The organism is Jiangella endophytica (assembly GCF_003427025.1).
Classification (GTDB): Bacteria; Actinomycetota; Actinomycetes; order Jiangellales; family Jiangellaceae; genus Jiangella; species Jiangella endophytica.
Map to the genome: position 1 here is coordinate 276,109 of NZ_QVAI01000001.1, position 26,802 is coordinate 302,910.

General features: G+C 71.2%; 26 protein-coding genes and 3 tRNA genes. 19 read left to right on the top strand and 10 right to left on the bottom strand.

Going from position 1 to position 26,802, the window contains the following annotated elements; all coding sequences use genetic code 11:
- Window positions 1–6: 6 nt before the first annotated feature.
- The 4 genes from nuoL (at window position 7) to DZA62_RS01320 (ending at window position 6,023) form a co-directional block, all read left to right on the top strand.
- Complete coding sequence (gene nuoL / locus DZA62_RS01305; RefSeq protein WP_116947515.1) at window positions 7–1,899, top strand: NADH-quinone oxidoreductase subunit L; 1,893 nt, start codon at window positions 7–9, stop codon at window positions 1,897–1,899.
- Window positions 1,900–1,910: 11 nt separating this feature from the next.
- Entirely contained in the window at window positions 1,911–3,437 is a 1,527-nt protein-coding gene (locus tag DZA62_RS01310; RefSeq protein ID WP_232827206.1) for an NADH-quinone oxidoreductase subunit M, read from the top strand.
- Window positions 3,434–4,960 (top strand): NADH-quinone oxidoreductase subunit NuoN, encoded by a 1,527-nt coding sequence (gene nuoN / locus DZA62_RS01315; RefSeq protein WP_116946979.1) that lies wholly within the window; start codon window positions 3,434–3,436, stop codon window positions 4,958–4,960. The genes DZA62_RS01310 and nuoN overlap by 4 nt, the downstream gene beginning before the upstream one ends.
- 97 nt (window positions 4,961–5,057) lie before the next feature.
- Window positions 5,058–6,023 carry a polyprenyl synthetase family protein gene (locus tag DZA62_RS01320; protein WP_232827207.1) on the top strand — a complete coding sequence of 322 codons (966 nt, stop codon included), beginning with the start codon at window positions 5,058–5,060 and terminating at the stop codon, window positions 6,021–6,023.
- A gap of 143 nt (window positions 6,024–6,166) precedes the next feature.
- Here the strand turns inward: DZA62_RS01320 and DZA62_RS01325 are convergent, their stop codons facing one another.
- Window positions 6,167–6,436 carry a hypothetical protein gene (locus tag DZA62_RS01325; protein ID WP_116946980.1) on the bottom strand — a complete coding sequence of 90 codons (270 nt, stop codon included), beginning with the start codon at window positions 6,434–6,436 and terminating at the stop codon, window positions 6,167–6,169.
- A gap of 81 nt (window positions 6,437–6,517) precedes the next feature.
- Here DZA62_RS01325 and DZA62_RS01330 point away from each other — a divergent pair, with 81 nt between their 5' ends.
- Both DZA62_RS01330 and DZA62_RS35430 read left to right on the top strand, forming a co-directional pair.
- Window positions 6,518–6,793: a winged helix-turn-helix domain-containing protein gene (locus DZA62_RS01330; protein WP_116946981.1), complete on the top strand. Its 276-nt coding sequence runs from the start codon at window positions 6,518–6,520 to the stop codon at window positions 6,791–6,793.
- Window positions 6,793–6,951 carry a hypothetical protein gene (locus DZA62_RS35430; RefSeq protein ID WP_157987401.1) on the top strand — a complete coding sequence of 53 codons (159 nt, stop codon included), beginning with the start codon at window positions 6,793–6,795 and terminating at the stop codon, window positions 6,949–6,951. The genes DZA62_RS01330 and DZA62_RS35430 overlap by 1 nt, the downstream gene beginning before the upstream one ends.
- A gap of 139 nt (window positions 6,952–7,090) precedes the next feature.
- Here the strand turns inward: DZA62_RS35430 and rarD are convergent, their stop codons facing one another.
- From rarD to DZA62_RS01345, 3 genes are all read right to left on the bottom strand, one after another.
- A complete protein-coding gene (gene rarD, locus DZA62_RS01335; RefSeq protein WP_116946982.1) occupies window positions 7,091–8,014 on the bottom strand; it encodes an EamA family transporter RarD in 924 nt (307 codons plus the stop codon).
- A 437-nt stretch (window positions 8,015–8,451) separates the two neighbouring features.
- A complete protein-coding gene (locus DZA62_RS01340; RefSeq protein ID WP_116947517.1) occupies window positions 8,452–9,492 on the bottom strand; it encodes a 2-oxoacid:ferredoxin oxidoreductase subunit beta in 1,041 nt (346 codons plus the stop codon).
- Window positions 9,493–9,506: 14 nt separating this feature from the next.
- Entirely contained in the window at window positions 9,507–11,429 is a 1,923-nt protein-coding gene (locus DZA62_RS01345; RefSeq protein WP_116946983.1) for a 2-oxoacid:acceptor oxidoreductase subunit alpha, read from the bottom strand.
- Window positions 11,430–11,574: 145 nt separating this feature from the next.
- On the opposite strand from DZA62_RS01345, the gene DZA62_RS01350 reads away from it, so the two are divergent.
- The 4 genes from DZA62_RS01350 to DZA62_RS01365 all read left to right on the top strand — a co-directional run bounded on the left by DZA62_RS01350 (window position 11,575) and on the right by DZA62_RS01365 (window position 15,658).
- Window positions 11,575–13,755, top strand: a complete 2,181-nt coding sequence (locus DZA62_RS01350) for a carbon starvation CstA family protein (protein ID WP_116946984.1) — start codon at window positions 11,575–11,577, stop codon at window positions 13,753–13,755.
- The gene (locus DZA62_RS01355; RefSeq protein WP_116946985.1) at window positions 13,752–13,955 is read left to right on the top strand and encodes a YbdD/YjiX family protein; all 204 of its coding nucleotides are present in this window, start codon (window positions 13,752–13,754) and stop codon (window positions 13,953–13,955) included. The genes DZA62_RS01350 and DZA62_RS01355 overlap by 4 nt, the downstream gene beginning before the upstream one ends.
- 74 nt (window positions 13,956–14,029) lie before the next feature.
- A complete protein-coding gene (locus DZA62_RS01360; RefSeq protein WP_116946986.1) occupies window positions 14,030–14,881 on the top strand; it encodes a M48 family metalloprotease in 852 nt (283 codons plus the stop codon).
- Window positions 14,882–14,944: 63 nt separating this feature from the next.
- Window positions 14,945–15,658: an SDR family oxidoreductase gene (locus DZA62_RS01365; protein WP_116946987.1), complete on the top strand. Its 714-nt coding sequence runs from the start codon at window positions 14,945–14,947 to the stop codon at window positions 15,656–15,658.
- 39 nt (window positions 15,659–15,697) lie between these two features.
- Here the strand turns inward: DZA62_RS01365 and DZA62_RS01370 are convergent, their stop codons facing one another.
- The gene (locus DZA62_RS01370) at window positions 15,698–17,938 is read right to left on the bottom strand and encodes an esterase-like activity of phytase family protein (RefSeq protein ID WP_116946988.1); all 2,241 of its coding nucleotides are present in this window, start codon (window positions 17,936–17,938) and stop codon (window positions 15,698–15,700) included.
- An 89-nt stretch (window positions 17,939–18,027) separates the two neighbouring features.
- Window positions 18,028–18,522 carry a YajQ family cyclic di-GMP-binding protein gene (locus tag DZA62_RS01375; protein ID WP_116946989.1) on the bottom strand — a complete coding sequence of 165 codons (495 nt, stop codon included), beginning with the start codon at window positions 18,520–18,522 and terminating at the stop codon, window positions 18,028–18,030.
- Between the two features lie 100 nt (window positions 18,523–18,622).
- Here DZA62_RS01375 and DZA62_RS01380 point away from each other — a divergent pair.
- From DZA62_RS01380 to DZA62_RS01410, 7 genes are all read left to right on the top strand, one after another.
- A tRNA-Tyr gene (locus tag DZA62_RS01380) sits at window positions 18,623–18,704 on the top strand.
- A gap of 118 nt (window positions 18,705–18,822) precedes the next feature.
- Window positions 18,823–18,895: transfer RNA gene (locus tag DZA62_RS01385), tRNA-Thr, on the top strand.
- A 40-nt stretch (window positions 18,896–18,935) separates the two neighbouring features.
- Window positions 18,936–19,009 (top strand) — tRNA-Met (locus DZA62_RS01390).
- Between the two features lie 103 nt (window positions 19,010–19,112).
- Complete coding sequence (rpmG, locus tag DZA62_RS01395) at window positions 19,113–19,283, top strand: 50S ribosomal protein L33 (RefSeq protein WP_026877526.1); 171 nt, start codon at window positions 19,113–19,115, stop codon at window positions 19,281–19,283.
- Between the two features lie 71 nt (window positions 19,284–19,354).
- Window positions 19,355–19,819, top strand: a complete 465-nt coding sequence (locus DZA62_RS01400; protein WP_116946990.1) for an FAS1-like dehydratase domain-containing protein — start codon at window positions 19,355–19,357, stop codon at window positions 19,817–19,819.
- On the top strand, window positions 19,812–20,258 hold the full coding sequence (locus DZA62_RS01405; RefSeq protein WP_116946991.1) for a MaoC family dehydratase: 447 nt from the start codon (window positions 19,812–19,814) through the stop codon (window positions 20,256–20,258). Before DZA62_RS01400 ends, DZA62_RS01405 begins: the two co-directional genes overlap by 8 nt.
- Complete coding sequence (locus DZA62_RS01410; protein ID WP_232827210.1) at window positions 20,255–21,343, top strand: UDP-N-acetylmuramate dehydrogenase; 1,089 nt, start codon at window positions 20,255–20,257, stop codon at window positions 21,341–21,343. Before DZA62_RS01405 ends, DZA62_RS01410 begins: the two co-directional genes overlap by 4 nt.
- 18 nt (window positions 21,344–21,361) lie before the next feature.
- On the opposite strand, the gene DZA62_RS01415 is transcribed toward DZA62_RS01410, so the two are convergent.
- From DZA62_RS01415 to DZA62_RS01430, 4 genes are read right to left on the bottom strand one after another with little or no spacing between them, the layout of a single operon-like run.
- Complete coding sequence (locus DZA62_RS01415; protein WP_198663309.1) at window positions 21,362–22,717, bottom strand: FAD-binding oxidoreductase; 1,356 nt, start codon at window positions 22,715–22,717, stop codon at window positions 21,362–21,364.
- A 57-nt stretch (window positions 22,718–22,774) separates the two neighbouring features.
- Window positions 22,775–23,278 carry a GNAT family N-acetyltransferase gene (locus tag DZA62_RS01420; RefSeq protein ID WP_157987402.1) on the bottom strand — a complete coding sequence of 168 codons (504 nt, stop codon included), beginning with the start codon at window positions 23,276–23,278 and terminating at the stop codon, window positions 22,775–22,777.
- Window positions 23,279–23,288: 10 nt separating this feature from the next.
- Window positions 23,289–23,723: a nitroreductase/quinone reductase family protein gene (locus DZA62_RS01425; RefSeq protein WP_116946994.1), complete on the bottom strand. Its 435-nt coding sequence runs from the start codon at window positions 23,721–23,723 to the stop codon at window positions 23,289–23,291.
- A complete protein-coding gene (locus DZA62_RS01430) occupies window positions 23,720–25,150 on the bottom strand; it encodes an MFS transporter (RefSeq protein WP_116946995.1) in 1,431 nt (476 codons plus the stop codon). The genes DZA62_RS01425 and DZA62_RS01430 overlap by 4 nt, the downstream gene beginning before the upstream one ends.
- An 82-nt stretch (window positions 25,151–25,232) precedes the next feature.
- On the opposite strand from DZA62_RS01430, the gene DZA62_RS01435 reads away from it, so the two are divergent.
- The gene (locus tag DZA62_RS01435) at window positions 25,233–25,670 is read left to right on the top strand and encodes a winged helix-turn-helix transcriptional regulator (RefSeq protein WP_116946996.1); all 438 of its coding nucleotides are present in this window, start codon (window positions 25,233–25,235) and stop codon (window positions 25,668–25,670) included.
- Window positions 25,671–25,859: 189 nt separating this feature from the next.
- On the top strand, window positions 25,860–26,663 hold the full coding sequence (locus tag DZA62_RS01440) for a PIG-L family deacetylase (protein ID WP_116946997.1): 804 nt from the start codon (window positions 25,860–25,862) through the stop codon (window positions 26,661–26,663).
- Window positions 26,664–26,802 lie beyond the last annotated feature (139 nt).

Here is a 26,802-nt window from a genome sequence, read left to right on the forward strand (position 1 = left end):
GGCCAGGTGGCCACCGCCGCGACCGGCGTCTTCGACCTGACCTGGCTGCTCATCGCCTTCCCGCTGCTCGGCGCCGCGATCCTGCTGCTCGGTGGCCGGCGCACCGACAAGGTCGGCCACCTCATCGGCTGCGCGGCGTCGATCGCGTCGTTCGTCATGGGCGTGGTGCTGTTCTTCGCCATGGTCGGCGAGCCGTCCGACGGCCGCGCGTTCACCGTCCAGCTCTGGGAGTACGTCAACGCCGGCGGCTACAGCGTCGACGTGAGCCTGCTGCTGGACCAGCTGTCGATCTCGTTCGTGCTGCTGATCACCGGTGTCGGGTCGCTGATCCACATCTACTCGATCGGCTACATGGAGCACGACGAGCGGCGGCGCCGGTTCTTCGGCTACCTGAACCTGTTCGTCGCGGCGATGCTGCTGCTGGTGCTGGCGTCGGACTACCTGATCCTGTTCATCGGCTGGGAGGGCGTCGGCCTGGCGTCGTACCTGCTGATCGGGTTCTGGCAGCACAAGGACTCGGCGTCCGTGGCGGCCAAGAAGGCGTTCGTCGTCAACCGTGTCGGCGACATGGGCATGGTCCTGGCGATGGCGTCGATGATCACGGTCTTCGGCTCGACGGCGTTCGACGTGGTGTTCGCGTCGGCCGAGGGCGCGTCGACCGGCTGGCTCACCGTCATCGGCCTGTTCCTGCTGCTCGGCGCCTGCGGCAAGTCGGCGCAGTTCCCGCTGCAGTCCTGGCTGCTGGACGCCATGGAGGGCCCGACCCCGGTGTCGGCGCTCATCCACGCGGCCACCATGGTGACCGCCGGCGTCTACCTGATCGTCCGCTCCTCGGCCATCTACGACCTCGCGCCGGACGCGCGCACCGCCGTCGTCGTCGTCGGCGCGATCACGCTGCTGATGGGTGCGATCATCGGTTGCGCCAAGGACGACATCAAGAAGGCGCTGGCCGGCTCGACCATGAGCCAGATCGGCTACATGGTGCTCGCGGCGGGGCTCGGCCCGGCCGGCTACGCGTTCGCGATCTTCCACCTGCTGACGCACGGCTTCTTCAAGGCGAACATGTTCCTCGGCGCCGGCTCGGTGATGCACGGCATGCACGACGAGGTGAACATGCGCCGCTACGGCGGGCTGCGCATCCTCATGCCGGCGACGTTCCTCACCTTCGCGATGGGTTACCTGGCCATCATCGGCATCCCGCCGTTCGCCGGGTACTTCTCCAAGGACAAGATCATCGAGGCGGCGTTCGCGGACAACTGGATCACCGGCCTGGCCACGCTGATCGGCGCCGGCATCACCGCGTTCTACATGACCCGCCTCATGCTGATGACGTTCTTCGGCAACCGCCGCTGGAAGCAGAGCGAGCCGCCGCACGAGTCGCCGCCGGTCATGACCGGCCCGCTCTGGGTGCTCGGCGCCCTGTCGGTCGTCGGCGGGTTCGGGCTGCTGTACGTCGGCGCCGGGATCGTCGACTGGCTGGCGCCGGTCACCGGTGAGGCGCACCACGACCTCCCGATGCCGCTGTGGCTGCTGATCACCATCACGCTGGCCACGGTCGTCGTCGGGGTCGCGATCGCCTGGGCCATGTACGGCCGGCGCGCGGTCCGCGAGGACGTCCCGGCCGGCAACCCGCTCACCGTCGCCGCGCGCAACGACCTCTACGGCGACGCGTTCAACGAGGCGGTGTTCATGCGGCCGGGCCAGTACCTGACCCGCTCGCTGGTCTACTTCGAGAACCGCGGCGTCGACGGTGCCGTGGTCGGCACCGCCACCGCCGTGGGCGGACTGTCGGCCCGGCTCAGGCGCCTGCAGACCGGTTTCGTCCGTTCCTATGCCGTGACGATGCTCGGCGGCGTCGGCGTCGTCGTGCTGGCCATGCTGTTGGTGAGGCTGCCGTGACCTTTCCCTGGTTGACCACGCTCATCGCGCTGCCGGCGCTCGGGGCGGTGCTCACCGCCCTGGTGCCGTCGGGGCGGGGCACGCTCGCCAAGCAGGTCGCGACCGGCTTCGCGCTGCTGACGCTGGTCGTCGGCGCGCTGATCAGCGTCCAGTACCTGTTCGACGTCGACATGGGCGTCAAGCCGGAGACCTACGAGTGGATCCCCGAGTTCGGGGCCTCGTGGGCGCTCGACCTGCACGGCATCAGCCTCGCGCTCGTCGCGCTGACCGTTCTGGCCACGCCGATCGTCGCGCTGGCGATGTGGCACGAGGCCGAGGACGAGAAGCGTGACCCCAAGGCGTTCTTCGCGCTGCTGCTCGTGGTCGAGGCGCTGACGCTGACCGCGTTCCTCTCGCAGGACGTGCTGCTGTTCTACGTCGTGTTCGAGGCCATGCTGATCCCGCTCTACTTCATGATCGGCATGTACGGCGGGCCGCAGCGCCGGTACGCCGCGGTGAAGTTCCTGCTGTACAACCTGGTCGGTGGGCTGGCGATGCTGGCCGCCGTCATCGGGCTGTACGTGGAATCGGTGAACTCCGGCAATCCATCCTTCTACCTGCCCGACCTGATCGCGCTGGACATCGACACCACCACCCAGTGGTGGCTGTTCATCGGCTTCATGCTGGCGTTCGCCATCAAAGCGCCGCTGTGGCCGTTCCACACCTGGCTGCCCGACGCCGCTGCCGAGGCGACGCCGTCGAACGCGGCGTTCCTGTCCGGCGTCGCGGACAAGGTCGGCACCTACGGCATGATCGCGCTGGTGCTGCCGCTGTTCCCGGACGCGTCGCGCGAGGCCGCACCGGTGATCGTCGTCCTGGCCGTCGTGAGCATCATCTACGGCGCGCTGCTGGCCATCGGGCAGACCGACATGAAGCGGCTCATCGGCTACACGTCGATCTCGCACTTCGGCTTCATCGTGCTGGGCATCTTCGCGCTGACCGACCAGGCCGCCACCGGCGCGACGTTCTACATGGTGAACCACGGCCTGTCGACCATCGCGCTGTTCGTGGTCGTCGGCTTCCTCATCAGCCGGCGCGGGTCGCGTCAGGTCGACGACTTCGGCGGTGTGCAGAAGCCGGCGCCGAAGCTGGCCGGCGTGTTCCTGTTCGCCGGCCTGTCCGGGCTGGCGCTGCCGCCGCTGTCGACGTTCCTGTCGGAGTTCCTGGTCATCTCCGGGACGTTCCTGCGGTACCGGCCGGCCGCGATCATCGCGACGCTCGGCATCGTCCTGTCCGCTCTGTACATCCTGTGGCTCTACCAGCGGACGATGACCGGGCCGGTACGGCCGGCCGTTGAGGGGATGCCCGACCTTCGCACCCGCGAGGTCGCCGTCGTCGCCCCGCTGCTGGCGCTGCTGCTGGTCGTCGGGTTCTTCCCGAAGCCGCTCACCGACGCGATCGACGAGGCCGTCGGGCCGACGCTCGTCGAAGTCGGCGTCGACCAACCCGAGCCGCTGGCTCCCGTCGCTGAACACGTCGAGGAAGGGACTGGCCGGTGAACGCCCCGACCATCGAGTACGCGGAGCTGGCGCCGCTCATCACGATCTTCGGCGCCGCGGTCGTCGGCGTCCTGATCGAGGCGTTCGTCCCGCGGAAGCTGCGGCACACGATCCAGGTCGGGCTGGCGCTGCTGGCGTTGGTCGCCGCACTGGTCCAGGTGATCCTGCTGGCCGGCACCGACATGGTCGCGGCGGTCGGCGCGGTGGCCATCGACGGCCCGGCGCTGTTCCTCCAGGGCACCATCCTCGTGCTGGCGATCATCAGCGTGGGCTTCTTCGCCGAGCGGCGCCTGGAGGCCGGTGGCGACGCGTTCGCCCCCGCCGCGTCCTCGCTGCCGGGCAGCGAGGAGGAGCGGGTCCTCGTCCGCGAGCGGATGCTGCAGACCGAGGTCTACCCGCTGATGCTGTTCGCCGTGGGCGGCATGCTGCTGTTCCCGGCCGCGAACGACCTGCTGATGCTGTTCATCGCCCTCGAGGTCATGTCGCTGCCGCTGTACCTGCTGTGCGGCATGGCCCGCCGGCGCCGGCTGCTCTCGCAGGAGGCGGCGCTCAAGTACTTCCTGCTCGGTGCGTTCTCGTCGGCGATCTTCCTGTTCGGCATGGCGTTCGTGTACGGCTACGCCGGCACGCTGCGCTTCGGTGAGATCTCCGAGGCACTGACGGCGAACATCGGCCAGGACGGCATCCTGCTGGCCGGCGTCGGGCTGATGGCGGTGGGCCTGCTGTTCAAGGTCGGCGCCGTGCCGTTCCACTCCTGGACGCCCGACGTCTACCAGGGCGCGCCGACCCCCGTCACGGGGTTCATGGCGGCGTGCACCAAGCTGGCCGCGTTCGGCGCGCTGGTGCGGCTGTTCTACGTCGCCTTCGGCGGCATGCGCACCGACTGGCAGCCGATGCTGTGGGCCGTCGCGATCGCCACCATGCTGGTCGGCGCCGTCGTCGCGCTGACGCAGACCGACATCAAGCGGATGCTCGCCTACTCGTCGATCGCGCATGCCGGCTTCGTGCTCACCGCGATGGTGGCGGCGGACTCGTCGGCCACCGCGGCGATCCTGTTCTACCTGGCCACCTACGGCATCTCGACGCTCGGTGCGTTCGCCGTCGTGACGCTGGTCCGCGACTCCGGCGGCGAGGCCACCCACCTGGCCAAGTGGGCCGGGCTCGGCCGGCGCTCGCCGGTGCTGGCGGCGACGTTCGCGCTGTTCCTGCTCGCGTTCGCCGGCATCCCGCTCACCAGCGGCTTCGTCGGCAAGCTGACGGTGTTCACCGCGGCCATCGACGGCGGCGCCGCGCCGCTGGTCGTGGTCGGTGTCATCGCCAGCGCCGTGGCGGCGTTCTTCTACGTGCGGGTCATCGTGCTGATGTTCTTCAGCGACCCCGCGCCGGAGGGCCCGACCGTCGCGGTGCCGAGCCTGTGGACGGCCGTCGGCATCACCGTGGGCGCCGCGGCGACCCTGCTGCTGGGCATCGTGCCCGGTCCGCTGCTGGACCTGGCGCAGCAGGCGTCCATCTTCGTTCGTTAGAGTGGATGATTCTGCTGGGTGAACGCGCCAGGCAACAGGAACGACTTGCCTACGAGGGAGGGGCCGGGGTTTGAGCAGCGGTCTGGGTATTCCGTCGGTGGACAATGCTCTTGAGGCGTCCATCAGCGCCGCGCTCGACGACGTCGAGGCGCGGCTGCTGGCGGCGGTGAAGACCGACGACGCCATGCTCAACGAGAGCTCGCGGCACCTGGCGCAGGCCGGGGGCAAGCGGTTCCGGCCCATGCTCACGCTGCTGGCGGCCGGTTTCGGCGACATCGACGCGCCGAAGGTGGTGCCGGCCGCCGTCGTGGTCGAGCTGACCCATGTCGGCACCCTCTACCACGACGACGTCATGGACGAAGCGCAGCTGCGGCGCGGCGGCCCCAGCGCCAACGCGCGCTGGGGCAACAGCGTCGCCATCCTCACCGGCGACTTCCTGTTCGCCTGCGCGTCCGACATGCTGGCCGACCTCGGGCCCGAGTCGGTGCGCATCCAGGCGCGGACGTTCCAGCGCCTGGTGCACGGCCAGCTGCACGAGACACTCGGCCCGCGCGAGGACGAAGACGCCGTCGCGCACTATCTGTCCGTGCTCTCGGACAAGACGGCCTCCCTCATCGCCGCGTCGACCCGCCTCGGCGCCCTCCACGCCGGCGTCGACCCGTCCCAGGTCGAGGTGCTCGGCCAGTTCGGCGAGCGCATCGGCATGGCCTTCCAGCTGGCCGACGACCTCCTCGACATCGCCGGCTCCGAGCGGCTGTCCGGCAAGACGCCCGGCACCGATCTCCGCGAGGGTGTCGCCACCCTGCCGGTCCTGTACGCCCGCCGCGCCGCCCGGCCGGGCGACGAGCGGCTGCTGTCGCTGATCTCCGGCCCCGTGGTCGACGACGCCGAGCACGCTGAGGCACTGGAGCTGCTGCGCGCCCACCCCGCCATGGCCGAGGCCTCCGCCGACGTCCGCCGCTGGGCCGACGACGCCCGGGCCACGCTGGCCGCGCTGCCGGACCTTCCGGCCCGCGCCGCCCTGCACGCTCTGTGCGACACCGTCGTCACGCGCATGTCCTGACCCTGACCCTCTGATCCCACCCCACCGCCGCCCCGCGGCGCGGAAATGATCACGTTGAGTTGGGGTGCTCCCGCTCCACCAGGCATCCATGCCTGGTGGAGCGGGAGCGCGCCTGCTGGGCGGCCCGCCTGCGAGGGCGACGATCAGGCCGTGTGCGCCAGCACCGCGGCCGACAACGGCGGGATCCGCTGGATGCGGCACACGTAGCCGCCCGTCGTCGGCATCCAGCCACCGAGCCGCTGGAAGCCGAGCTGCCGCAGCGTGACGTCCCAGCCCCGCGTGCCGACGGTGCCGTAGGGGAGCGGGCGGTTGGTGATGGTGGCGCCGTCGTGGTCGGTGATCACGATCTCGTCCAGCAGCCGTGCCGGCGGCCGGCTCCACAACAACCAGCCGGTGAAGGTGTCCTCACGCATGTGATGACTTTAGGTGGCACTGTAGACCTTTGTATAGCTCAGTGTCTTTGTGCAGGTCAGTAGAGCTTCTATGGTGGGCGTATGGGTGACGTCCCGGAGTTCCGGCCACAAGGCCACGAGCTGCTCTACGTCGCCATCGCCGACCACGTCGCCGCCCGCATCGCCTCCGGCGAGCTCCAACCCGGCGCGCGCCTGTCTCCCGAACGCGATCTCGCCGTCGAGTACGGGGTCGCCTACCTGACGGTCCGGCGGGCCATGGTCGAGCTGCGCGAGCGCGGCCTCATCCTCACCGTCCACGGCAAGGGCACCTTCGTCGCCCCCGACCAGCCCACCGGCGACGAGCCTTCGGGCGGCTGATGCCCATCGTCGCGGTGCTGGTGGTGTCCGGCACCGTCGGCTCCGGCAAGACCACCGTCGGCCGCGCGGTGGCGCGACCGCAGGCCGAGCGGCCGCGTGCCGCACGCGCTGGCGGACCTGGACTGGCTGGAGACCTACTGGTCGCCGGCCGCGAATGACGATGAGACGGTGCTGCACCGGAATCTGGCCGCCGTCACGTCGATCCGGCCGGGCCGCGACTCAGACTCTCCCTGATCATCAAGGATCGGTGGCGCTATGACGCACTGAATCCTGGATGAGGACGGAGCGCGGCGAGCCTCAGGTCGCGGCAGTCGTGGGGTCGAGCACCAGCCGATCCAGCGCGGCCCGGCGCTCCCGCCGTCGACGCACGAGCACTTCGGCGGTGAGAACGACGAGCGCCGTCCAGATCAGCGCGAACCCGAACCACCGCACCGGCGGCACCGTCTCGCCGTACACGACGACCCCCAGCAGGAACTGCAGGGTGGGCGTCAGGTACTGCATCGTCCCCAGCGTGGTCAATGGCACGCGCACGGCCGCTGCCCCGAAGAACAGCAGCGGCACGGCCGTGACCACGCCACAGCCGGCCAGCAGCAGCGTCGTCCCCCAGTCGGCGGAGCCGAAATCGCCGGTGCCGCGGGCGCCGAGCACGACCAGGTAGGCCAGCGCCGGCAGGAACAGCACCGTCGTCTCGACCGCGAGGCTCTCGACGGCGTCGACCCCGGCCTTCTTCTTGACCAGGCCGTACGTCCCGAACGAGAACGCCAGCGCCAGCGCGATCCAGGGCGGCCGGCCGTAGTCGATGGTCAGGATCACGACGGCGACGCCGGCCAGGCCGAGCGCCGCCCACTGCAGCCGCCGGAGCCGTTCGCCGAAGACCACGACGCCCAGGACGACCGTCACCAGCGGGTTGATGAAGTACCCGAGCGAGGTCTCGACGATGTGGTCGTTGTTGACGCCCCAGATGTAGACGCCCCAGTTGACGCAGATCAGCAGCGCCGCCAGCGTCAGCAGCCCGTACGACCGCCGTCCCAGCGTCCGCAGCTTGCGGAGGTTCCGCCCGATGGCGAGCAGGCCGAGCACGAGGACGAGCGACCAGACCACCCGGTGCGACAGGATCTCGGCCGCGCCGGTGTCCTCGAGCAGCTTGATATAGAGCGGGAAGACACCCCAGAGCGCGTACGCGCCGATGCCGTAGAACAGGCCGGACCGAGAGGGGCTCACCCGCGCATGCTACGGGGATGCCAGTAACCACCGCACGGTTGGCTCATGACGCGAGACGCGTGCCGCCGGTGACGGGACGACGGTGGGTGTCGGTGCCCGCCCGTAGGGTGGGAGGACCCTCCCAGTCGGGCGGGGTCCGCCCGCGGGCGCGCGCGAGGGCCCACTCGGGTCGGCGTGCCGGCCCACGGGACCTGCCGCGACTCTCAGGGCGAGAGGCCGGGCCACGCGTCAGGTCGGGCGGTGTGGCGCGCCGGTCCCGCGCGGTGTGCTGGCCGACGTGGAGTGACGCCGGCCCCGTGGGGTGCGCTGGTCCCGTCAGGGCCCGGCCCTGCGTGACCGGCCGGGCCACGCGTCAGGTCGGGCGGTGTGGCGCGCCGGTCCCGCGAGGGTGCGGCGGCCGGCGTGGAGTCGCGCCGGCCCGGGTGGCGGGCCTTCGGTCAGCCGACCGTCCAGGAGTCCTTGCCGTTCAGCAGCGCCTGCAGGTCGCCCTCGCCGTGCTTGGCCGTGGCCTCGTCGAGCTGGCCGGCCATGAGGTCGCCGTACGCCGGCCGGTCGACCTGGCGGAAGATACCGATGGGGCTGCGCGCCAGCGTGCCGGGGTCGGCCAGCCGGGACAGCGCGAACGCCTGGGTGGGGTCGTCGGCGGTGGCGTCGTGGACGAGCACGCCGGGGTCGTCGCCCTCGCACACCTCGAGCGAGCCGGTCGACGGGTTGCGGCGGACGCCGTGCTGGGCGTCGGCGCCGAAGCGCACCGGCGCACCCTGCTCGAGCCGGATCAGGACCTCGTCGCGGCTGTCGCGGTTCTTCAGGATCTCGAACGCGCCGTCGTTGAAGATGTTGCAGTTCTGGTAGATCTCGACCAGGGACGTGCCCCGATGCGCCGCCGCCGCCGACAGCACCGACGTGAGGTGCTGGCGGTCGGAGTCGATGGTGCGGGCGACGAACGTGGCCTCGGCGCCCAGCGCCAGCGACACCGGGTTGAACGGCGCCTCCAGCGAACCCATCGGCGTGGACTTGGTGACCTTGCCCTGCTCGCTGGTGGGCGAGTACTGGCCCTTCGTCAGCCCGTAGATGCGGTTGTTGAACAGCAGGATCGTGAGGTTGACGTTGCGGCGCAGCGCGTGGATCAGGTGGTTGCCGCCGATCGACAGCGCGTCGCCGTCGCCGGTGATGACCCAGACGGAGAGGTCGGGGCGCGACGCGGCCAGGCCGGTCGCGATGGCCGGCGCGCGGCCGTGGATCGAGTGCATCCCGTAGGTGTTCATGTAGTACGGGAAGCGCGAGGAGCAGCCGATGCCGGAGACGAAGACGATGTTCTCGCGTTCCAGCCCGAGGTCGGGCAGGAAGCCCTGCACGGCCGCCAGCACGGCGTAGTCGCCGCAGCCGGGGCACCAGCGGACCTCCTGGTCGCTGGTGAAGTCCTTCTTCGTCTGCTTGACATCGGTGGTGGGCACCCCGGCGAGGCCGGGCAGGCCCAGTTCGACGGGTGCGGTCACAGCGCACCCACCTCCTCCATGATCACGTCGGCCAGTTCTTCGGCCTTGAACGGCAGCCCGCGCACGCGGTTGTACCCGACGACGTCGACGAGGTACTTGCCGCGTAGCAGGAGAGCGAGCTGCCCGAGGTTCATCTCCGGCACCAGGACGCGGTCGTAGGACCGCAGCACGTCGCCGGTGTTGGCGGGCATCGGGTTGAGGTGGCGCAGGTGCGCCTGCGCCACCTGGTGACCGGCCTTGCGGGCCCGCCGGACCGCCGCGCCGATCGGGCCGTACGTCGACCCCCAGCCGAGCACCAGCAGGCGGGCCGCGCCGCTGGGGTCCTCGACCTCGAGGTCGGGGATGCCTGCGACGCCGTCGACCTTGGCCTGGCGCAACCGCACCATGCGCTCGTGGTTGTTGGGGTCGTACGAGATGGTGCCGGGGCCGTCGAGCTTCTCGATGCCGCCGATGCGGTGCTCGAGGCCGGGCGTGCCGGGGACCGCCCACGGCCGCGCCAGCGTCTCGGGATCGCGCAGGTACGGCCAGAAGTCGCGCTCGCCCTCGCCGTCGTGGTTGAGATCGGTGGCGAAGTTCGGGTGGATGACCGGGAGCGACTCGACGTCGGGCACGTGCCAGGGCTCGGAGCCGTTGGCGAGGTAGCCGTCGGAGAGCAGGAAGACCGGGGTGCGGTAGGTGACGGCGATGCGCACGGCCTCGATGGCGGCGTGGAAGCAGTCGGACGGCGACGAAGCGGCGACCACCGGGACGGGCGACTCGCCGTTGCGGCCGTAGAGCACCTGCAGCAGGTCGGCCTGCTCGGTCTTCGTGGGCAGGCCGGTCGACGGCCCGCCGCGCTGGACGTCGACGATGACCAGCGGCAGCTCCAGCGACACCGCCAGGCCGACGGTCTCGCCCTTCAGCGCGACGCCCGGGCCGGACGTCGTGGTGACGCCGAGCGCGCCGCCGAACGACGCGCCCAGCGCGGCGCCGATGGCCGCGACCTCGTCCTCGGCCTGGAACGTGCGCACACCGAACCGCTTGTGCTTGGACAGCTCGTGCAGGATGTCCGACGCCGGGGTGATGGGGTAGGAGCCCAGGAACAGCGGCAGCCCGGACTGGCGCGCCGCCGCGACCAGGCCGTACGACAATGCGAGGTTCCCGGTGATGTTCCGGTACGTACCGGACGGCATGGCGGCGGGCTTGACCTCGTATGAGACCGCGAAGTCCTCGGTGGTCTCGCCGTAGTTCCAGCCGGCTTTGAGCGCGGCGATGTTGGCGTCGCGGATGGTCTCGCGCGAGGCGAACTTCTCGCGCAGGAACTTCACCGTGCCGTCGATGGAGCGTCCGTACATCCAGGACAGCAGCCCGAGCGCGAACATGTTCTTCGACCGCGAGGCGTCCTTGCGGGACAGCTCGAACGGCGCCAGCGCCTCCATGGTGATGCCGGAGAGGTCCAGCGCGTGCACCTTGTAGGCGCTGAGGGTGTTGTCCTCGAGCGGGCTGGTGGTCCAGCCGATCTTCTTCAGCGCCCGCGGCGTGAAGTCGCCGGTGTCGACGATGATCGTGGCGCCCTTCGGGACGTCGGGCAGGTTCGCCTTCAACGCCGCCGGGTTCATCGCCACCAGGACGTCCGGGGCGTCGCCCGGCGTGAGGATGTCGTAGTTGGCGAAGTGCAGCTGGAAGCTGGAGACGCCGGGGAGCGTGCCGGCGGGCGCCCGGATCTCGGCCGGGAAGTTCGGAAGGGTGGAGAGATCGTTGCCGAACGAGGCGGTCTCGGCGGTGAAACGGTCGCCGGTCAGCTGCATACCGTCACCGGAGTCGCCAGCAAATCGGATCACCACACGGTCGAGCTCGCGTACGTGCTTCACCGTCACCGGTGTCGACGCCTCCTTCAGACGTTCGGTTCTCCGGGGTGTCCCGGCTCGAATCCCGACCATCCATGCTACGGCGACTTTCCACAGGAACTGGCCCAGCGTCCGAAGCGTGAGAGATCACACGTCCGTGACGTCTCTCGACCGATAGGACATCTGCGCGTAATCTCTACGGTCACCATCGCTGCTCTGGATCAGTTCGGAGGTCGTCATGGTCGACACCGTCCGCACCGAGACCACCCCGCCCCGGAGGCGTCCTCCGCTCAGATCGATCGTGATCTGGTCGCTGGTCGCCGCCGTGGGCGCGATCGCCTGGGGCGTCGTGGCGCTGACGCGAGGAGAGGAGATCTCGGCGCTGTGGCTGCTGGCAGCCGCGCTGGGTTCGTACGCCATCGCCTACAGGTTCTACGCCCGGTTCATCGCCCGCCGGGTGCTCAAGGTCGACGACACCCGGGCGACGCCGGCCGAGACGCTACGCAACGACACCGACTACCAGCCGACCGACCGGCGGGTGCTGTTCGGGCACCACTTCGCCGCGATCGCGGGCGCCGGCCCGCTCGTCGGGCCCGTGCTCGCCGCGCAGATGGGCTACCTGCCCGGCACGATCTGGATCGTCGTGGGGGTGATTTTCGCCGGCGCCGTGCAGGACATGATCGTCCTGTTCTTCTCGATGCGGCGCAACGGCAAGAGCCTGGGCCAGATGGCGCGCGAGGAGATCGGCGTCGTCGGCGGCGTGGCGGCGCTGATCGGCGTGTTCACCATCATGATCATCCTGCTGGCCGTGCTGGCGCTGGTGGTCGTGAACGCGCTCGCGCACTCGGCATGGGGCACCTTCTCGATCGCGATGACCATCCCCATCGCGCTGTTCATGGGCTTCTACCTGCGCTCGCTGCGGCCCGGCCGGGTGATCGAGACCAGCATCATCGGCGTCGCCCTGCTGCTGCTGGCCATCATCGGCGGCGGCTGGGTGCAGGACTCCAGCTGGGCCGACACGTTCACGCTGTCGCCCGAGACGCTGGTGCTCGCGCTGGTGATCTACGGCTTCGTCGCGTCGGTGCTGCCGGTGTGGATGCTGCTCGCGCCGCGCGACTACCTGTCGACGTTCATGAAGATCGGCACGATCGCCCTGCTCGCCGTCGGGCTGCTGCTGGCCCGGCCGGTGCTGCAGAACGAGGCGATCACCGACTTCGCCTCCCGCGGCGACGGTCCCGTGTTCGCCGGCTCACTGTTCCCGTTCGTGTTCATCACCATCGCCTGCGGCGCGCTCTCCGGCTTCCACGCGCTGATCGCCTCCGGCACCACGCCGAAGCTGATCGAGAAGGAGTCGCAGGTCCGCATGATCGGCTACGGCGGCATGCTGATGGAGTCGTTCGTCGCCATCAGCGCGCTGATCGCCGCGTCGGTCATCGACCCCGGCCTCTACTACGCGATGAACGCGCCGGCCGGCTTCCTCGGCGACTCACTGGAATCGGCGTCGCAGGCCGTCGCCGGCCTCGGGTTCTCCATCACCCCCGACCAACTGGCCGCCGCGGCCGCCTCCGTCGAGGAGTCGACGCTGGTCGCCCGCACGGGCGGCGCCCCCACGCTGGCCGTCGGCATGTCACAGATCTTCTCCGACGGGTTCGGCGCCGGCGGGCAGGCGTTCTGGTACCACTTCGCGATCATGTTCGAGGCGCTGTTCATCCTGACGACGGTCGACGCCGGCACCCGGGTCGGGCGGTTCATGCTGCAGGACACCCTCGGCAACGTGTGGAAGCCGATGCGCGACGTCTCGTGGAAGCCGGGCCTCTGGCTGACCAGCGCCATCGTGGTGGCGGCGTGGGGGTACTTCCTCTATGCCGGCGTCACCGACCCACTCGGCGGCATCAACCAGCTGTTCCCGCTGTTCGGCATCGCCAACCAGCTGCTCGCCGCCATCGCGCTGACCGTCGCGACGACGATCCTGATCAAGAGCGGACGGCTGAAGTGGGCGTGGGTGACGGGCATCCCGCTGGCGTGGGACGCGGCGGTCACCTTGACGGCGAGCTGGCAGAAGGTGTTCTCCGACGACCCCACGCTCGGCTTCTTCGCCCAGCGTGAGCGCTTCTCCGATGCGCTGGCCAACGGCGAGGTGCTGCCACCGGCGCGGTCGCTGGACGACATGCGGCAGGTGGTGACGAACTCGACCGTCGACGGCGTGCTGGCGGCGTTCTTCGCGCTGCTGGTCGTGGTGATCATCGCCGACGCGACCCGCGTGTGCATCAAGGCGCTGCGCAATCCGTCGGCCGTCACCAGCACCGAGGCGCCGCACGTCCGGTCGAACCTGGTCGCGCCGTCCGGGCTGATCCCGACCCGGGCGGAACGCGAGCTGATGGCCGCGGCCGCGCGGGGTGACCGGGACGGCCACGGATGAGCGCCGTGCTGACGGCGGTCGGACGCGCCGCGGCGGGCGTGTGGTGGTACCTGCGCGAGGTCAGCGGCGAGACGGCCTACGATCGCTACGTCGAGCACTGTCGCCGGCACGACGCCGAGGCGCGAGTGCTGTCGCGGCGCGAGTTCGAGCGTCGCAGGCAGGACGAGCGCGATCGGTCGCCACAGCAACGCTGCTGCTGACCTGTTGGAACCCCGCAGGTCCACCGCGCGTTGATCCGCAGGGCGCCGGGTTCGTCGCGACGGGCGCCCGAGAGGTGGACGTGCAACGCAATCGTGTGAAGGCCGTGGTGCTGCTGGCCGGGCTGTCGGCGCCGGGCCTGCTGGCCGGTTCGTGGCTGGGCCCGGCGGGCCTGGTCGTGGCGGCGGTCGTCGTCGTGGGGCTGAACTGCTACGTCGTCCTGCGCTCCGACGCCGTCGCCCTGCGGGCCATGCGCGCCTACCCGGTCAGCGAGGCCGAGCAGCCGGTCCTGCATCGGGTCGTGCGGGAGCTGACGGCGCCGGCCCGGGTGCCGATGCCGCGTCTGTACGTCAGCCCGACGCGCGCGGTGAACGCGTTCGCGACCGGCCGCGACCCGGCGCACGCCGCGGTCTGCTGCACCGAAGGGATCCTCGAGCTGCTCGACGAGCGTGAGCTGCGCGCCGTCGTCGGGCACGAGCTCGCGCACATCCGCCGGGGCGACACCGTCGTCTCGTCGACGGCGGGCGCGGTGGCCAGCATCGTCATGGTCGCCGCCGGCCTGCGGGTCTTCGGGGGTGGGCGCGACGGCGGCCAGGCCGGCCCGGTGGGGCGGGCGCTGCTGACGGTGCTGGGCCCGCTCGCGGCGGCCGTCGTCCGGGCCACCGTCACCCCCGCCCGCGAGTACGAGGCCGACGCCGAGGCCAGCCGCATCACCCGCGACCCGCTCGGCCTGGCGGCCGCGCTGCGCAAGCTCGACGCCAGCACGCGGCGCCTGGTGCTGCCGCCCGAGCGCGACATCGTCGCGACCAGCCACCTGATGATCGCCAGCCCGCTGCAGCAGACCGGCCTCGCCAAGCTGTTCGCGTCGCACCCGCCCATGGCCGAGCGGGTCGCGCGGCTGGAGCAGCGGGCCGGCTACCGCCGCTGAAATACCCCGGCCGCGGGGCCGGTTGCCGTTCGAGGACGGTTTCGGCGAGCGAGGGGACGGCGCATGACACTGGCGGGACGGCGGGTCGTGATCACTGGTGGGAGCGGCGGCATCGGCGCCACCATCGCCCAGGAGGTCGTCGACCGCGGTGGCACGGTGTTGCTGGTCGGCCGGACGGAGTCACGGCTGAAGGACGTCGCCGTGGCGCTCGGGCCGGCCGCGGCGTACGCCGTCGCGGACGTGACGGACGGCGCCGAGCTGACGGCCGCGCTGGCCGGGGCCGGGACGATCGACCACCTGGTGACGGCGGCCGCCGGCGGGCTGGCCGGCCCGTTCGCGCAGCTGCCCGAGGACGACGTCCGGGACTTCTTCGAGACCAAGTTCTGGGGCCAGTACCGCGCCGTCCGGGCGGCCCTGCCGCGGCTGGCGCCGGACGGCTCGGTGCTGCTGTTCTCCGGATTCCTGTTCCGCAAGCCGGCCGCCGGGCTGTCGGCGTTCGCCGCGGTCAACGGCGCGATCGAAGGGCTGGTCAAGGTGCTCGCCGTCGAGGCGGCGCCGGTGCGCGTGAACGCGCTCTCGCCAGGGCGCATCGACACCCTCGGCGGTGGCGAGCCGATGCCCGTCGGGGCCCGGCGCGAGTACGTCGCGATGGCGGGGACCGAGGCGGTTCTGGGCCGCATCGGCACTGCGGCCGAGGCGGCCCACGCCGCGGTGTTCCTGCTGGAGAACGGCTACACCACCGGCGTCACCCTGGACGTCGACGGCGGCCTGCGCTGACCCCGTCGCCGCAGCGGGCGACGGGGTCGGCGGTGGCGGTCAGTCCTCGACGGCGGCGGAGCCGAGGTCGGGGTTGTCGGTGAAGAAGCCGTCCATGCCGGCGTCCAGGAACACCCGGATCTCGGCCTCGACGTCACCGATGCCGTTCGGGTCGGCGGACGAGCGGAACTCGGCGGGCAGGAACTGGTTCTCCCGGCGGAACGTCCACCCGTGCACCTCCAGCCCGGCTCGGTGCGCGTCGCGGATGACGGCGGTGGGCTCGCCCAGCGTGCCGTCGGCGGCGCGCGGGATCATCACGTTCTTCTCCAGGCCGACGCCGTCGGCGTAGCGGGCGACTCCCCGCAGCCCGGATGCCGTCACGAGGTCGGCGTAGGTGCGCGGGTCGCCGGCCGCGACGAGGTCGTACGGCGCGCCGCTGGAGCTGATCAGCTGCGCCAGCCGCACGTCGGTCATCCGGTCCAGCTGCCGGAGGTTGCCGGTCTCGAACGACTGCAGGATGACCGGCGCGCCGCGGTGGTTCAGGCCGTTCGCCGTCAGCTGCGCGACCAGCGGCTCCTCCAGCGACAGCCCGATCGAGTCGAAGTAGGTCGGGTGCTTCGTCTCGGGGTAGACGCCGACCGGCCGCCCGTCGCAGGTGCGCGAGTTGCGGGCCAGGTCCAGCACCTCGTCCAGCGTCGGCACGAGGTAGAGGCCGTCGAACGCGGTGTTGGCCGGCCGGGTCGCCGGGATGCGCTCCTCGGCCCGCAGCGTGCGCAGCTCGGCGAGGGTGAAGTCCTCGGTGAACCAGCCGGTGATGCTGGTGCCGTCGATCACCTTCGTGGTGCGCCGGCCGGCGAACTCCGGGCGGTTGGCGACGTCGGTGGTGCCGCCGATCTCGTTCTCGTGCCGGGCCACCAGCACACCGTCCTTCGTCGACACGAGGTCCGGCTCGATGTAGTCGGCGCACTGCAGGATCGCGGTCTCGTACGCGGCCAGCGTGTGCTCCGGCCGGTAGCCGGAGGCGCCGCGGTGCCCGACGACGGTGACGCCGTCGTCGGTGGGACGGGACGGGCGCAGGTCGACGACGGCCATCTCGGTGTCGTCGGGCGTGCCGGTGACCCGCGCGTCGTTGCCCGGGTAGTTGTTGTCGTTGCCGATGAGCATGCGGCCGTCCTTCAGCCGCAGCACGGTCTCGAACGACTGCACCGGCAGCGCGAACGTCTCGCCCAGGCCGTAGCCCTCGCCGGCGTCGATGCCCAGCGGGTTGTCGATGCGCAGGGCGTCGAGGATCAGCGTCTTGGCGACGTAGCCGTCGCGGTCGCGGCGGTTGAGGTCGATCTCGTAGATGCGCTTCGTGACCGACTGGTCGCCCTCGAAGTCGTCGCGCTCGATGATCCAGAACTTGCCACGGCTGACGGCGAACGCGTCGCCGATGACGTTGGCCTCCTGGTCGGTCTGGTAGCTCCAGGTCCGGCCGGTGTAGCGGTCGCGGCGGGTGTCGAACTCGTGGATCTCGCGGCGGCGCTGGTCGGGGTCGTTCGCGTAGGCGCCCTCGACGATCGGGTAGAGGTACCGGCCGTCGGGAGACGCGGCCATCGCCTCGAACCCGCGGCTGGACCGCACCAGCGGCGTCTCGCCCGGCAACAGGTACGGACTCTGCGGCGACTTCAGCCCGCCCGGCAGCGGGACCGGCGGCTCCAGCAGCGTGCCGTCGGCGGCGAAGTGCAGGATGAACGGGCCGAACTCCTCGCCCACCCAGAACGTGCCGTCCTTCGCCCGGACGAGCGATTCGATGTCGAAGTCGGCGCCGGTGAGCAGCCGGTCCGGTGTCGACTCGTTGACGATCGGGAAGTCCAGCACGTGGTCGCGGTCGTTGTACGACACGAACCGCTCGACCTCGATCTCGCCCGAGCCGCCGTCGCCGGTGTCCCAGTGCGGGCGCACCAGGTAGTTGCGCAGCAGGAAGTCCGCCGAGTTGCCCTTAGAGCCGAACCCGTTGTCGGGCTGCGCCCAGAACGTGCCGTCCCCGTTGTCGACCATGGCCGAGAATCCGGGGATGACCTGGCCGTCCCAGGGGCCCTGCCGGCCGTTCGCCGGCGTCGCGAGGGCGCCCGAGGGCGGCCCTTCGGCCAGGTAGTCGGCCGACAGGGTGGCCCGGCCCTCGAGCACCGGGTGGGTGACGGACCCGTGACCTCGCGAGGAGGACCCGTGGCCCTGGTCTTCTCCGGCGGCCGCGGCTGCCGGGAGCAGCAGGGTCGCGGCGACGGCGGCCGCGACGGAACGCGCGAGTGGAGTTCTCATCCGCCGATCACAACGGCGTCCCGCGACGACGATGCGACGTCGTCGTGAACGCAGCCCGGCGCACGGCCGAAGTCCCCGCGAACGGACCGTCAGCGGTAGTTGATGAATTGGACGGCGAAGTCGAAGTCCTGCTCGCGCAGCATGGCCATGACCGCCTGCAGGTCGTTCTTGCTCTTCGAGGACACCCGCACCTCGTCGCCCTGGACCTGCGTCTTGACGCCCTTGGGAGCGTCGTCGCGGATGGCCTTGGTGATCTTCTTCACCTGGTCCTGGTCGAGGCCGTCCTGCAGGGTGGCGGTGATCTTGTAGATGGTGCCGGACGCGCGCGGCTCGCCGGCGTCGAGCGCCTTGAGCGAGACCTTGCGCTTCACCAGCTTGTCCTTGAAGACGTCGAGCACGGCGTTGACGCGGTCCTCGGCCGAAGCCTCCATCTCGACGCCCAGCTCACCGAGCCAGCGGATCGAGGCGCCGGTGCCACGGAAGTCGAAGCGCTGGGCGATCTCCTTCGATGCCTGGTTCAGCGCGTTGTCCACCTCCTGCCGGTCGACCTTGCTCACCACGTCGAACGACGACTCGCTAGCCACGACGGCTCCTTCTGGATCTCTCGAGCCCGAACCGATTGTCCGGCGCCCTCCGCACTGATGTATTCTCTCACCGGTCCCAGCCAATGGCGGGGAACCACCCGGCAGGTTGCCCGAGCGGCCAAAGGGAGCTGACTGTAAATCAGCCGGCACAGCCTACGCAGGTTCGAATCCTGCACCTGCCACGCCTCTCGAGGACACTGAGCGCACGTCCCGGCACCAGCCGGTTCGGGACGTGAACTCCGCAGCCGAACGGCCGATTTCGCACCACGGCCCCAGGTTGTGTAACCTCATCTGGCGCACGCCCCAATAGCTCAGTCGGCAGAGCGTCTCCATGGTAAGGAGAAGGTCTACGGTTCGATTCCGTATTGGGGCTCTGGTGAGGCTGCGCCGTTTGCGCGGCGCCGACTCCCCTCGGCGGGGTAGCTCAGGTGGTTAGAGCAAACGGCTCATAATCGTTGTGTCGCGGGTTCGAGTCCCGCCCCCGCTACCGCACCGGCCCGGCGGTCACCTCGCTCGATTGGGTGAGAAATGACCAGGTCGGTTACCCTTGCAAGGTTCCGACGATCCAGACGTCCCCGAAAGAGGCACCCGTGGCCGCCAAGAGCGCTGACATCCGTCCCAAGATCACCATGGCCTGCACGGAGTGCAAGGAGCGCAACTACATCACCAAGAAGAACCGGCGCAACGACCCCGACCGGCTCGACTTGAAGAAGTTCTGCCCGCGCTGCCGCACGCACACCGTCCACCGCGAGACCCGCTGACGCCCTCGTCAGCGTCTCGTCGCCAGGGTCCTCACGTCAGTGCTCCGCCCAGGTGACGGTAGGTTCAGCGCATGCCCATTGATCCCTCGGTCGTCGGTCGGGTCTACCCTCCCCAGTTCTATGAAGTGAGCCGGGAGAAGATCCGTGAGTTCGCGGAGGCCATCGGCGACGCGAACCCGGCGTACGTCGACACCGCAGCGGCCCGCGGTTACGGGCACGGCGATGTCGTCGCGCCGCCCACCTTCATGATGATCATCGTGATGAACGGTTTCGACCTGCTGATGAAGGACCTGGGTATCGAGTTCGCCCGCGTCGTGCACGTCGACCAGCGCTTCACCTATTCGCGGTCGCTGCCGGTCGGTACCCGGGTCGAGGCGACCACCCGGCTCGACGGAGTCCGCGCCGTCGCCGGCAACGACCTGCTCAAGATCCGCACCGAGGTCAGGGACGAGCAGGACGGCACCGACGTCTGCCTTTCCGAGGCCACCCTGCTGGTGCGGCCCGAGGACCTCGACGGGGGAGACGCCAGTGACTGAGCGGGTGACCGAGCAGCTGGCCGTCGGCGACGTCGTCGCCGACCACACGTACTGGATCACCCGCGAGAACCTGATCCGGTACGCCGGGGCCTCCGGCGACTTCAACCCGATCCACTGGAACGAGCGCGTCGCCACGTCGGTCGGTCTGCCCAACGTCATCGCCCACGGCATGCTGACCATGGGACTGGCCGGGCGGCTGCTCACCGACTGGCTGGGCGACCCCGCCGCCGTCGTCGAGTACGGCGCCCGCTTCGCCCGCCCGGTGGTCGTCCCCGACGACGACATCGGCGTCGCCGTCCGCGTGGCCGCCGCCGTCACCGCGGTCCGCGACGACGGCCTGGTGGCGCTCGAGCTCACCGTCAAGGTCGACGACCAGAAGGTGCTGACGCAGGCCCGGGCCCTGTGCCGGCTCCCGGCCGACCGGCCGTCCCAGTCGTGAACGCGGGGGTCGTGACGGTGCGCGAGACCTTCGACGTCCCCCTCGCCGGCCTCACCACGCTGCGGCTGGGCGGCCCGGCGAAGCGCGTCGTCGAGGCGACCACCGAGGACGAACTGATCGGCCTGGTCCGCGACCGCGACGAGCGCGGCGAGCCCGTGCTGGTCGTCGGTGGCGGCTCCAACCTGGTCGTCGGCGATGCCGGCTTCGACGGGACGGTGGTCCGGGTCGCGACCCGCGGCATCGACGTCGACGCGAGCGCCTCCTGCGACAGCGACGCACTCGCGGCCTGCGGCGGGGTGCTGCTGACGGCAGCCGCCGGTGAGCCGTGGGACGAACTCGTCGCGTACACCGTCGAGAACGAGTGGCCCGGCGTCGAGGCGCTCTCCGGCATCCCCGGACTGGTCGGCGCCACGCCTATGCAGAACGTCGGCGCGTACGGGCAGGAGGTCGCGCAGACCGTCTGGACGGTGCGCACCTACGACCGCCAGGACCGTCGCGTCCGCACGTTCGCCAACGCCGACTGCCGCTTCGCCTACCGCGACAGCCGGTTCAAGGGGTCCGAGCGCTACGTGATCCTCTCCGTCAGCTACCAGCTGCGCGAGGGGAACCTCGGCCGGCCGGTCGCCTACGCGGAGCTGGCCCGGCGGCTCGGTATCACCGCCGGCGAGCGGGCGCCGCTGGCCGACGTGCGCGCCGCCGTGCTGGCGTTGCGCACCGGCAAGGGCATGGTGCTCGACGCCGCCGACCACGACACCTGGAGCGCCGGGTCGTTCTTCACCAACCCGGTCCTCACTGAGGCGCAGGCCGGCGCGCTGCCCGAGGAGGCGCCCCGCTGGCCGGCCGGCGACGGACTGGTGAAGTCCAGCGCGGGCTGGCTGATCGAGCACGCCGGGTTCGGTCGCGGCTACGACGGCGGCCGCTCCGATGTCTCGCTGTCCACCAAGCACACGCTGGCCCTGACCAACCGCGGCGAGGCCAGCACCGCCGACCTGGTCGGCCTTGCCCGCGAGGTGCGCGACGGCGTGCGCGCGGCCTTCGGTGTCGAGCTCACGCCGGAGCCCACGCTCGTCGGCTGCGCGCTCTGACGTCGAGGTCCGGGGCGGTCAGGCCTCGGCGGGCGGCACCGACTGAGCGGTGCGGAAGACACCGTCCGGGTCGTACCGCCGCTTGACGTCGCGAAGGCGGGCGGCGTTGTCGCCGTAGTAGGCACGCTCCCAGCCCGTGAGGCCGGGATCGGCGAAGTTCGCGTAGACGCCGCCGGTGCCGTACGGGTGGAGGAGGTCGCGCAGGTCTCGCACCCAGTCGCGGGCGTCGGCGCCGGCGTCAGGGGTGACGACGATGTGGTGGACGACGTAGCGCGCCCGGCGGTGCGGGAAGGCGGTCGCCTCCGGGGCGACGTCATGGTCGCCGCCGCCCCACGGCATGAACCCGATCTCGCGTCCTGCCGGGCCGGAGGCGAACCGCCTGAGCAGGGCGTCGATCGCCTCGGCCGGCAGCACGCGGTCGAAGAACTCCGAGGTCGCGTACAGATGACGGGACGAGTCGGTGGCGTCGATCGCGCCGGCGAGGGCCCGGGCGGAGTCGAGGTAGGACAGCTCGGTGACGTCGACGCGCATCGGCTGGGCCAGGCCGCGGCACAGCCGGTCCAGCAGGTCGCTGGTCTCGGCCTCGGAGCCGGCCATCGCCCCGTGGATCCGCACCTCGTCGGGGTAGACGCCGACTTCGGCACACAGCCGTGCGGGCGCATCGATCGCGCGGTCGAGCCAGGCGGCGATGACGCCGGCCGCCGCCGCGAGCGGCCACGCGTACTGGAAGTTGGTCATCCGTGGCGCCGGGAGCGTCCGGAACGTCATCGAGGTGACGACGCCGAACCCGCCCGCCCCGCCGCCCCGGAGCGCCCAGAACAGGTCAGGCTCGTCACGCTCGTCGGTGACGACGACGGTGCCGTCCGCCGTCACGACCTCCGCCCGGACGAGCTGGTCGCAGGTCAGCCCGTACTGGCGACTGAGCATGCCCCAGCCGCCTCCGAGCGTGAGTCCGCTCACGCCCACCGTCGGGCAGGTTCCGGTCGGCAGCGCGCGCCCGTGCGCGGCGAGCGCCTCGACCAGCCCGGCCAGCCGTACGCCCCCGCCGACGACGACGTGGTCGCCGTCGACCTCGACGGTGTCCATGAGGGACACGTCGATGACGAGCCCTGACGTGGACGACAGACCGGCCGCGCAGTGGCCGCCTGACCGTACCGCGAACGGCAGCCCATGACGACGGGCGACACCGACGGCAGCGGCCACATCGGCGGCGCCGCGGCACCGGAGCACGGCGGCCGGCGTCGGGACACCGTCATGGGCGATGAACGGCCGCGCCCGGACGGCGGCGTCGAAGCCGGTGTCGTTCCGGAGCAGGAGCGTGCCGGCGATGTCGTCGCGCAGGGTGGTCCAGGGGTCGGAGTTCACGACGGTCACGTCCTCGTTCGTCGGATCGGTGTGCCCGCCGGTGTCCCGCACCGGACTCGGCCGAAGCTACCCCAACGTCAACGTGTAGAGGTCGCAGACGTCGCCGTCGACCCGCGACCGCGTCCAGAACGCGAAGCCGAGCTTGAGGGCGACGTTCTGCGAGGCGACGTTGCGCGGATCGATGATCGCCAGCAGCTCGCCCGCATACGTCCGGCGCGCCTTCTCCAGCAGTGCCCGGCTCGCCTCGGTGGCGTAGCCGAGGCCGCGCGCCTCCGGCACGAACCGGTAGCCCCACTCCAGCCGGCTCCGGCCGTCGATGTCGATGTGGTCGACGCCGGTGTAGCCCACGACGAGCCCGGAGGCCCGTTCGACCACCGGCTGCTTGCCGAACGGGATCGTCCGGCAGACATCGATCATGTGGTCGAAGCGGGCCTCGGCCTCCGCCTCGGAGAGCACGTGCGGGTGGAACAGCATGAAGTCGTCGTCGCGGAAGAGCTCGACGAACCGCGCGCGGTCGGCCTCCTCGGGCGGCCGCACCTGCAGCCGCGGCGTCGTGACGGCATCGGTCATGCCGCTCATCCTAGGAACGCTCCAGCACCACCACCGGGATCGTGCGCGGGCTGCGCGCCGCGTACGCGTGGAATTCGGGCGCCAGACCCGTCATCAGGTCCCACAGGCGCTCCCGCTCCGCGCCGGCCGCCGTCCGGGCCGTCGCGGTGAACCGCTCGCCCCGGATCTGCACCTCGACGAGGGGGTTCACCACCAGGTTGCGGTACCAGGACGGAGGGGTCGCCGTCCCGAACGCCGAGCCGGACGCCACGAGGACGTACCGGTCGCCGTCGGTGCCGTAGAACAGGCCGGTGCGGAACCGGCGGCCGCTGGTCCGCCCGGTCACCGTCAGCACCAGGTTCGGCACGCCGCCCTCCAGGTAGCCGTCACGGCCGTCGGTGGCGAGGTAGCGGCGCACGTGCTCCGCGACCGATCGGTCCGGGCTGTCCACGACCTCGCCGCTCATGCCGAGACCTCCTCGGCGACGAGGTCCGCGGGCGTGGTCGTGCGCCGCCCGCGGCGCAGGCCGGAGGCGGTGACGAGGACGCCGATGACGGCGCCGGCCAGCGGCACCAGCAGCGCGGTCCGGAACGCGTCCAGTCCGGCGCCGTCCGGGCCGCTGCCCGCGACGACGACCGCCGTGACGACGGCCAGCCCGAGCGCCGAGCCGAACTGGAACGACGTCGTCAGCACGCCGCTGGCCAGACCCTGCTCCTCCTCGGCGACACCGTCGGTGGCGGCGATCGTCAGCGGCCCGTAGGCCAGCGCGAACGCCGTGCTCAGCACGAGGAACGACGGCAGCATGGCCGCGTACGTCCAGTCCGCGCCGACCCGCAGGAACAGCGCGTACGCCACGGTGGCCAGCGCCAGCCCCGCGACGATCACCGTCGCGTTGCCGAACCGGCGCACCAGCACCGGCGTCAGCGTCGGCGCCAGGATCGCGTCCAGCCCCAGGATCATCAGCGCCAGTCCGGTCTGCGTCTCCGACCAGCCGCGGAACTCCTGCAGGTAGAGCACGGCGACGAACTGGAACCCGACGAACCCGCCGACCAGCACCATCGCGCCCACGTTCGCCCGCACCAGCGGCGCGGACCGCAGCAGCCCCAGCCGCAGCAGCGGCGTGCGGGACCGGCGCTCGATCGACACGAACAGCGCCAGCAGCGCGAGCCCCGCGGCCGCCGTCGCGACCGTCGACCCGGCGCCCACCTCGGGCAGCATGACGACGGTGTAGACGAGCAGCAGCATCGCGACGGTGAGGCTGAGCGTGCCACCGACGTCGTAGCCGCCTCCGGTCCGTGCGGCCGGGGTGTCGTGCGGGATCAGCCGCACGGCCGCCACCAGGATCGCCGCGGCCATCAGCACCGGCGCGAAGAACACCCAGCGCCAGTCGATCGACGTCAGCAGTCCGCCGGTGACCATGCCCAGCGAGAAGCCGCCGGCGGCGATGCCGGCGTAGACCAGCAGCGCCCGGTTGCGCTGCGGCCCCTCCGCGAACGTCGTCGTGATGATGGACAGGCCGGCCGGGGTCATGAACGCCGCCGCGATGCCGGTGACGAACCGCGCGACGATCAGCATCCAGCCGTCGGTGGCCAGGCCGCCGAGGCCGGAGAAGAGCAGGAAGACGACGAGCCAGAGGACGAACATGCGGCGCCGGCCCAGCAGGTCGGCGGCGCGTCCGCCGAGCAGCACGAACCCGCCGTAGCCGAGCACGTAGGCGCTCACCACCCACTGCAGGGACGACGTGGACATGCCGAGGTCGGCCCGGATCGAGGGGAGCGCGACGCCCATCATCGACACGTCGATGCCCTCGAGGAAGATCGCGCTGCTCAGCACGAGCAGGATGGCCCAGCCCCGGGGGGTGAGCCGGTCGGACGGTGCCGGTGGGGATGCCACGGGCGGACTCCTTCAGTGGTTATCGAGATGAGGGTCGGTTACTTCTTGTGCCTGATCGCATCTTCCGGCACCATGGCTGACCATGGAAGAAGGCACTTCTAAGTCACCCGGGCACACGCCGGTAACCGACCCCGCGTACTGCCAGATCTGGGACCCGCGTGAGGACTGCGAAGTCCGCCAGATCCTCGACCGCATCGCCGACAAGTGGTCGCTGCTGGTCATCGCGCTGCTCGACCTCCGGACCCTGCGGTTCACGGAGCTGCGGCGCGAGATCGACGGCATCAGCCAGCGCATGCTCACGGTCACGCTGCGCCAGCTCGAGCGCGACGGCCTCGTGCGCCGGACGGTGCACCCCGTCGTGCCGCCCCGGGTCGACTACGAGCTCACTCCGCTCGGCGCCACGCTGCACGACACCATCGAGGCGCTGATCAACTGGACCGAGGAGCACCGGCAGGAGATCGCCGCGGCGCGCGACGATTACGACCGGCGCGCCGCCGACTCCGAACTGGTCGACGCCTGAGCGCCGGAACCGGTGTACGCGCGAGCGGGGATGTGGCAGACTCTCCGCTCGTGATCACCATGCCGCTCCGCACCGCCGTCCCGGCGGTCCTCGGCATGTCCTGCTGTTGTCGCCGTCGCTGAACCTCATCCGCGACCCGGCCGTCCCCGGGCCCGGCGGCAGCCGGTCCCGTCACCACAGCAGGCAGGAATGTTCTCGAACCCCTCGCCCCTCCGCGGGCGCACCGTCCTCGTCCTCCACGCCCACCCCGACGACGAGGCGATCTTCACCGGCGTGACGATGCGGCGCCTGGCCGACGCCGGCGCGCGGGTGGTGCTGGTCACCGCCACGCTCGGCGAGCTGGGCGAGGTGCACGTTCCGCTGGCGTCCGGCGAGACGATGGCACAGCGCCGGGTCGCCGAACTGGAGAGCGCGGCCGCGTTGCTGGGTGTGCAGCGGCTGGTGCTGCTCGGCGCGCGCGACTCCGGGCTGCCCGGCGCCGCCGACAACGTCCACCCCGACGCCCTGGCCGCCGCCGACCCGGAGCGCGTCGCCCGCCGCGTCGCCGCCCTGGCCGACGAGGAGTCCGCCGAGGCGATCGTCCACGACGACAACCGGGGCATCTACGGGCACCCGGACCACCTGGCGGCGCACCGCATCGGCGCGGCGGCCGCCCGGCTCACCGGCGTCGCCGCGTACCAGTCCACCGTCGACCGCGACCACCTGCACGACCGCGTCACCCGATCGCACCTCATCCACGCCGCCGCCGAGGCGACCGGGCTGCCGTTCGGCGTCCCGTCCGCCGACGTCGCCCTGCGCGTCGGCGCGACGACGGGGGAGCTGGCGGTCAAGCGGGCCGCCATCGCCGTGCACGCCAGCCAGGTCAGCCCGGAGTCGCTCGGTCACGCCGGCTTCGACGAGGCGTACGGCTACGAGTGGTACCTGCGCTCCGGCGACGGCCCCGGCATCCTCGACGAGCTGGCCGCGCCGGCCGCCGTCCCCGCACCCGCCTGACGCCGGGCCCCAGCTCCCCTCGCCCGCCTGGAAATGATCACGTGAAGCTGGGGTGCTCACGCTTCACCAGGAATGCATGCCTGGGGAAGCGAGCAGACCCCCACTCAACGTGATCATTTCCAGGCGGGCGGCCGGCGAG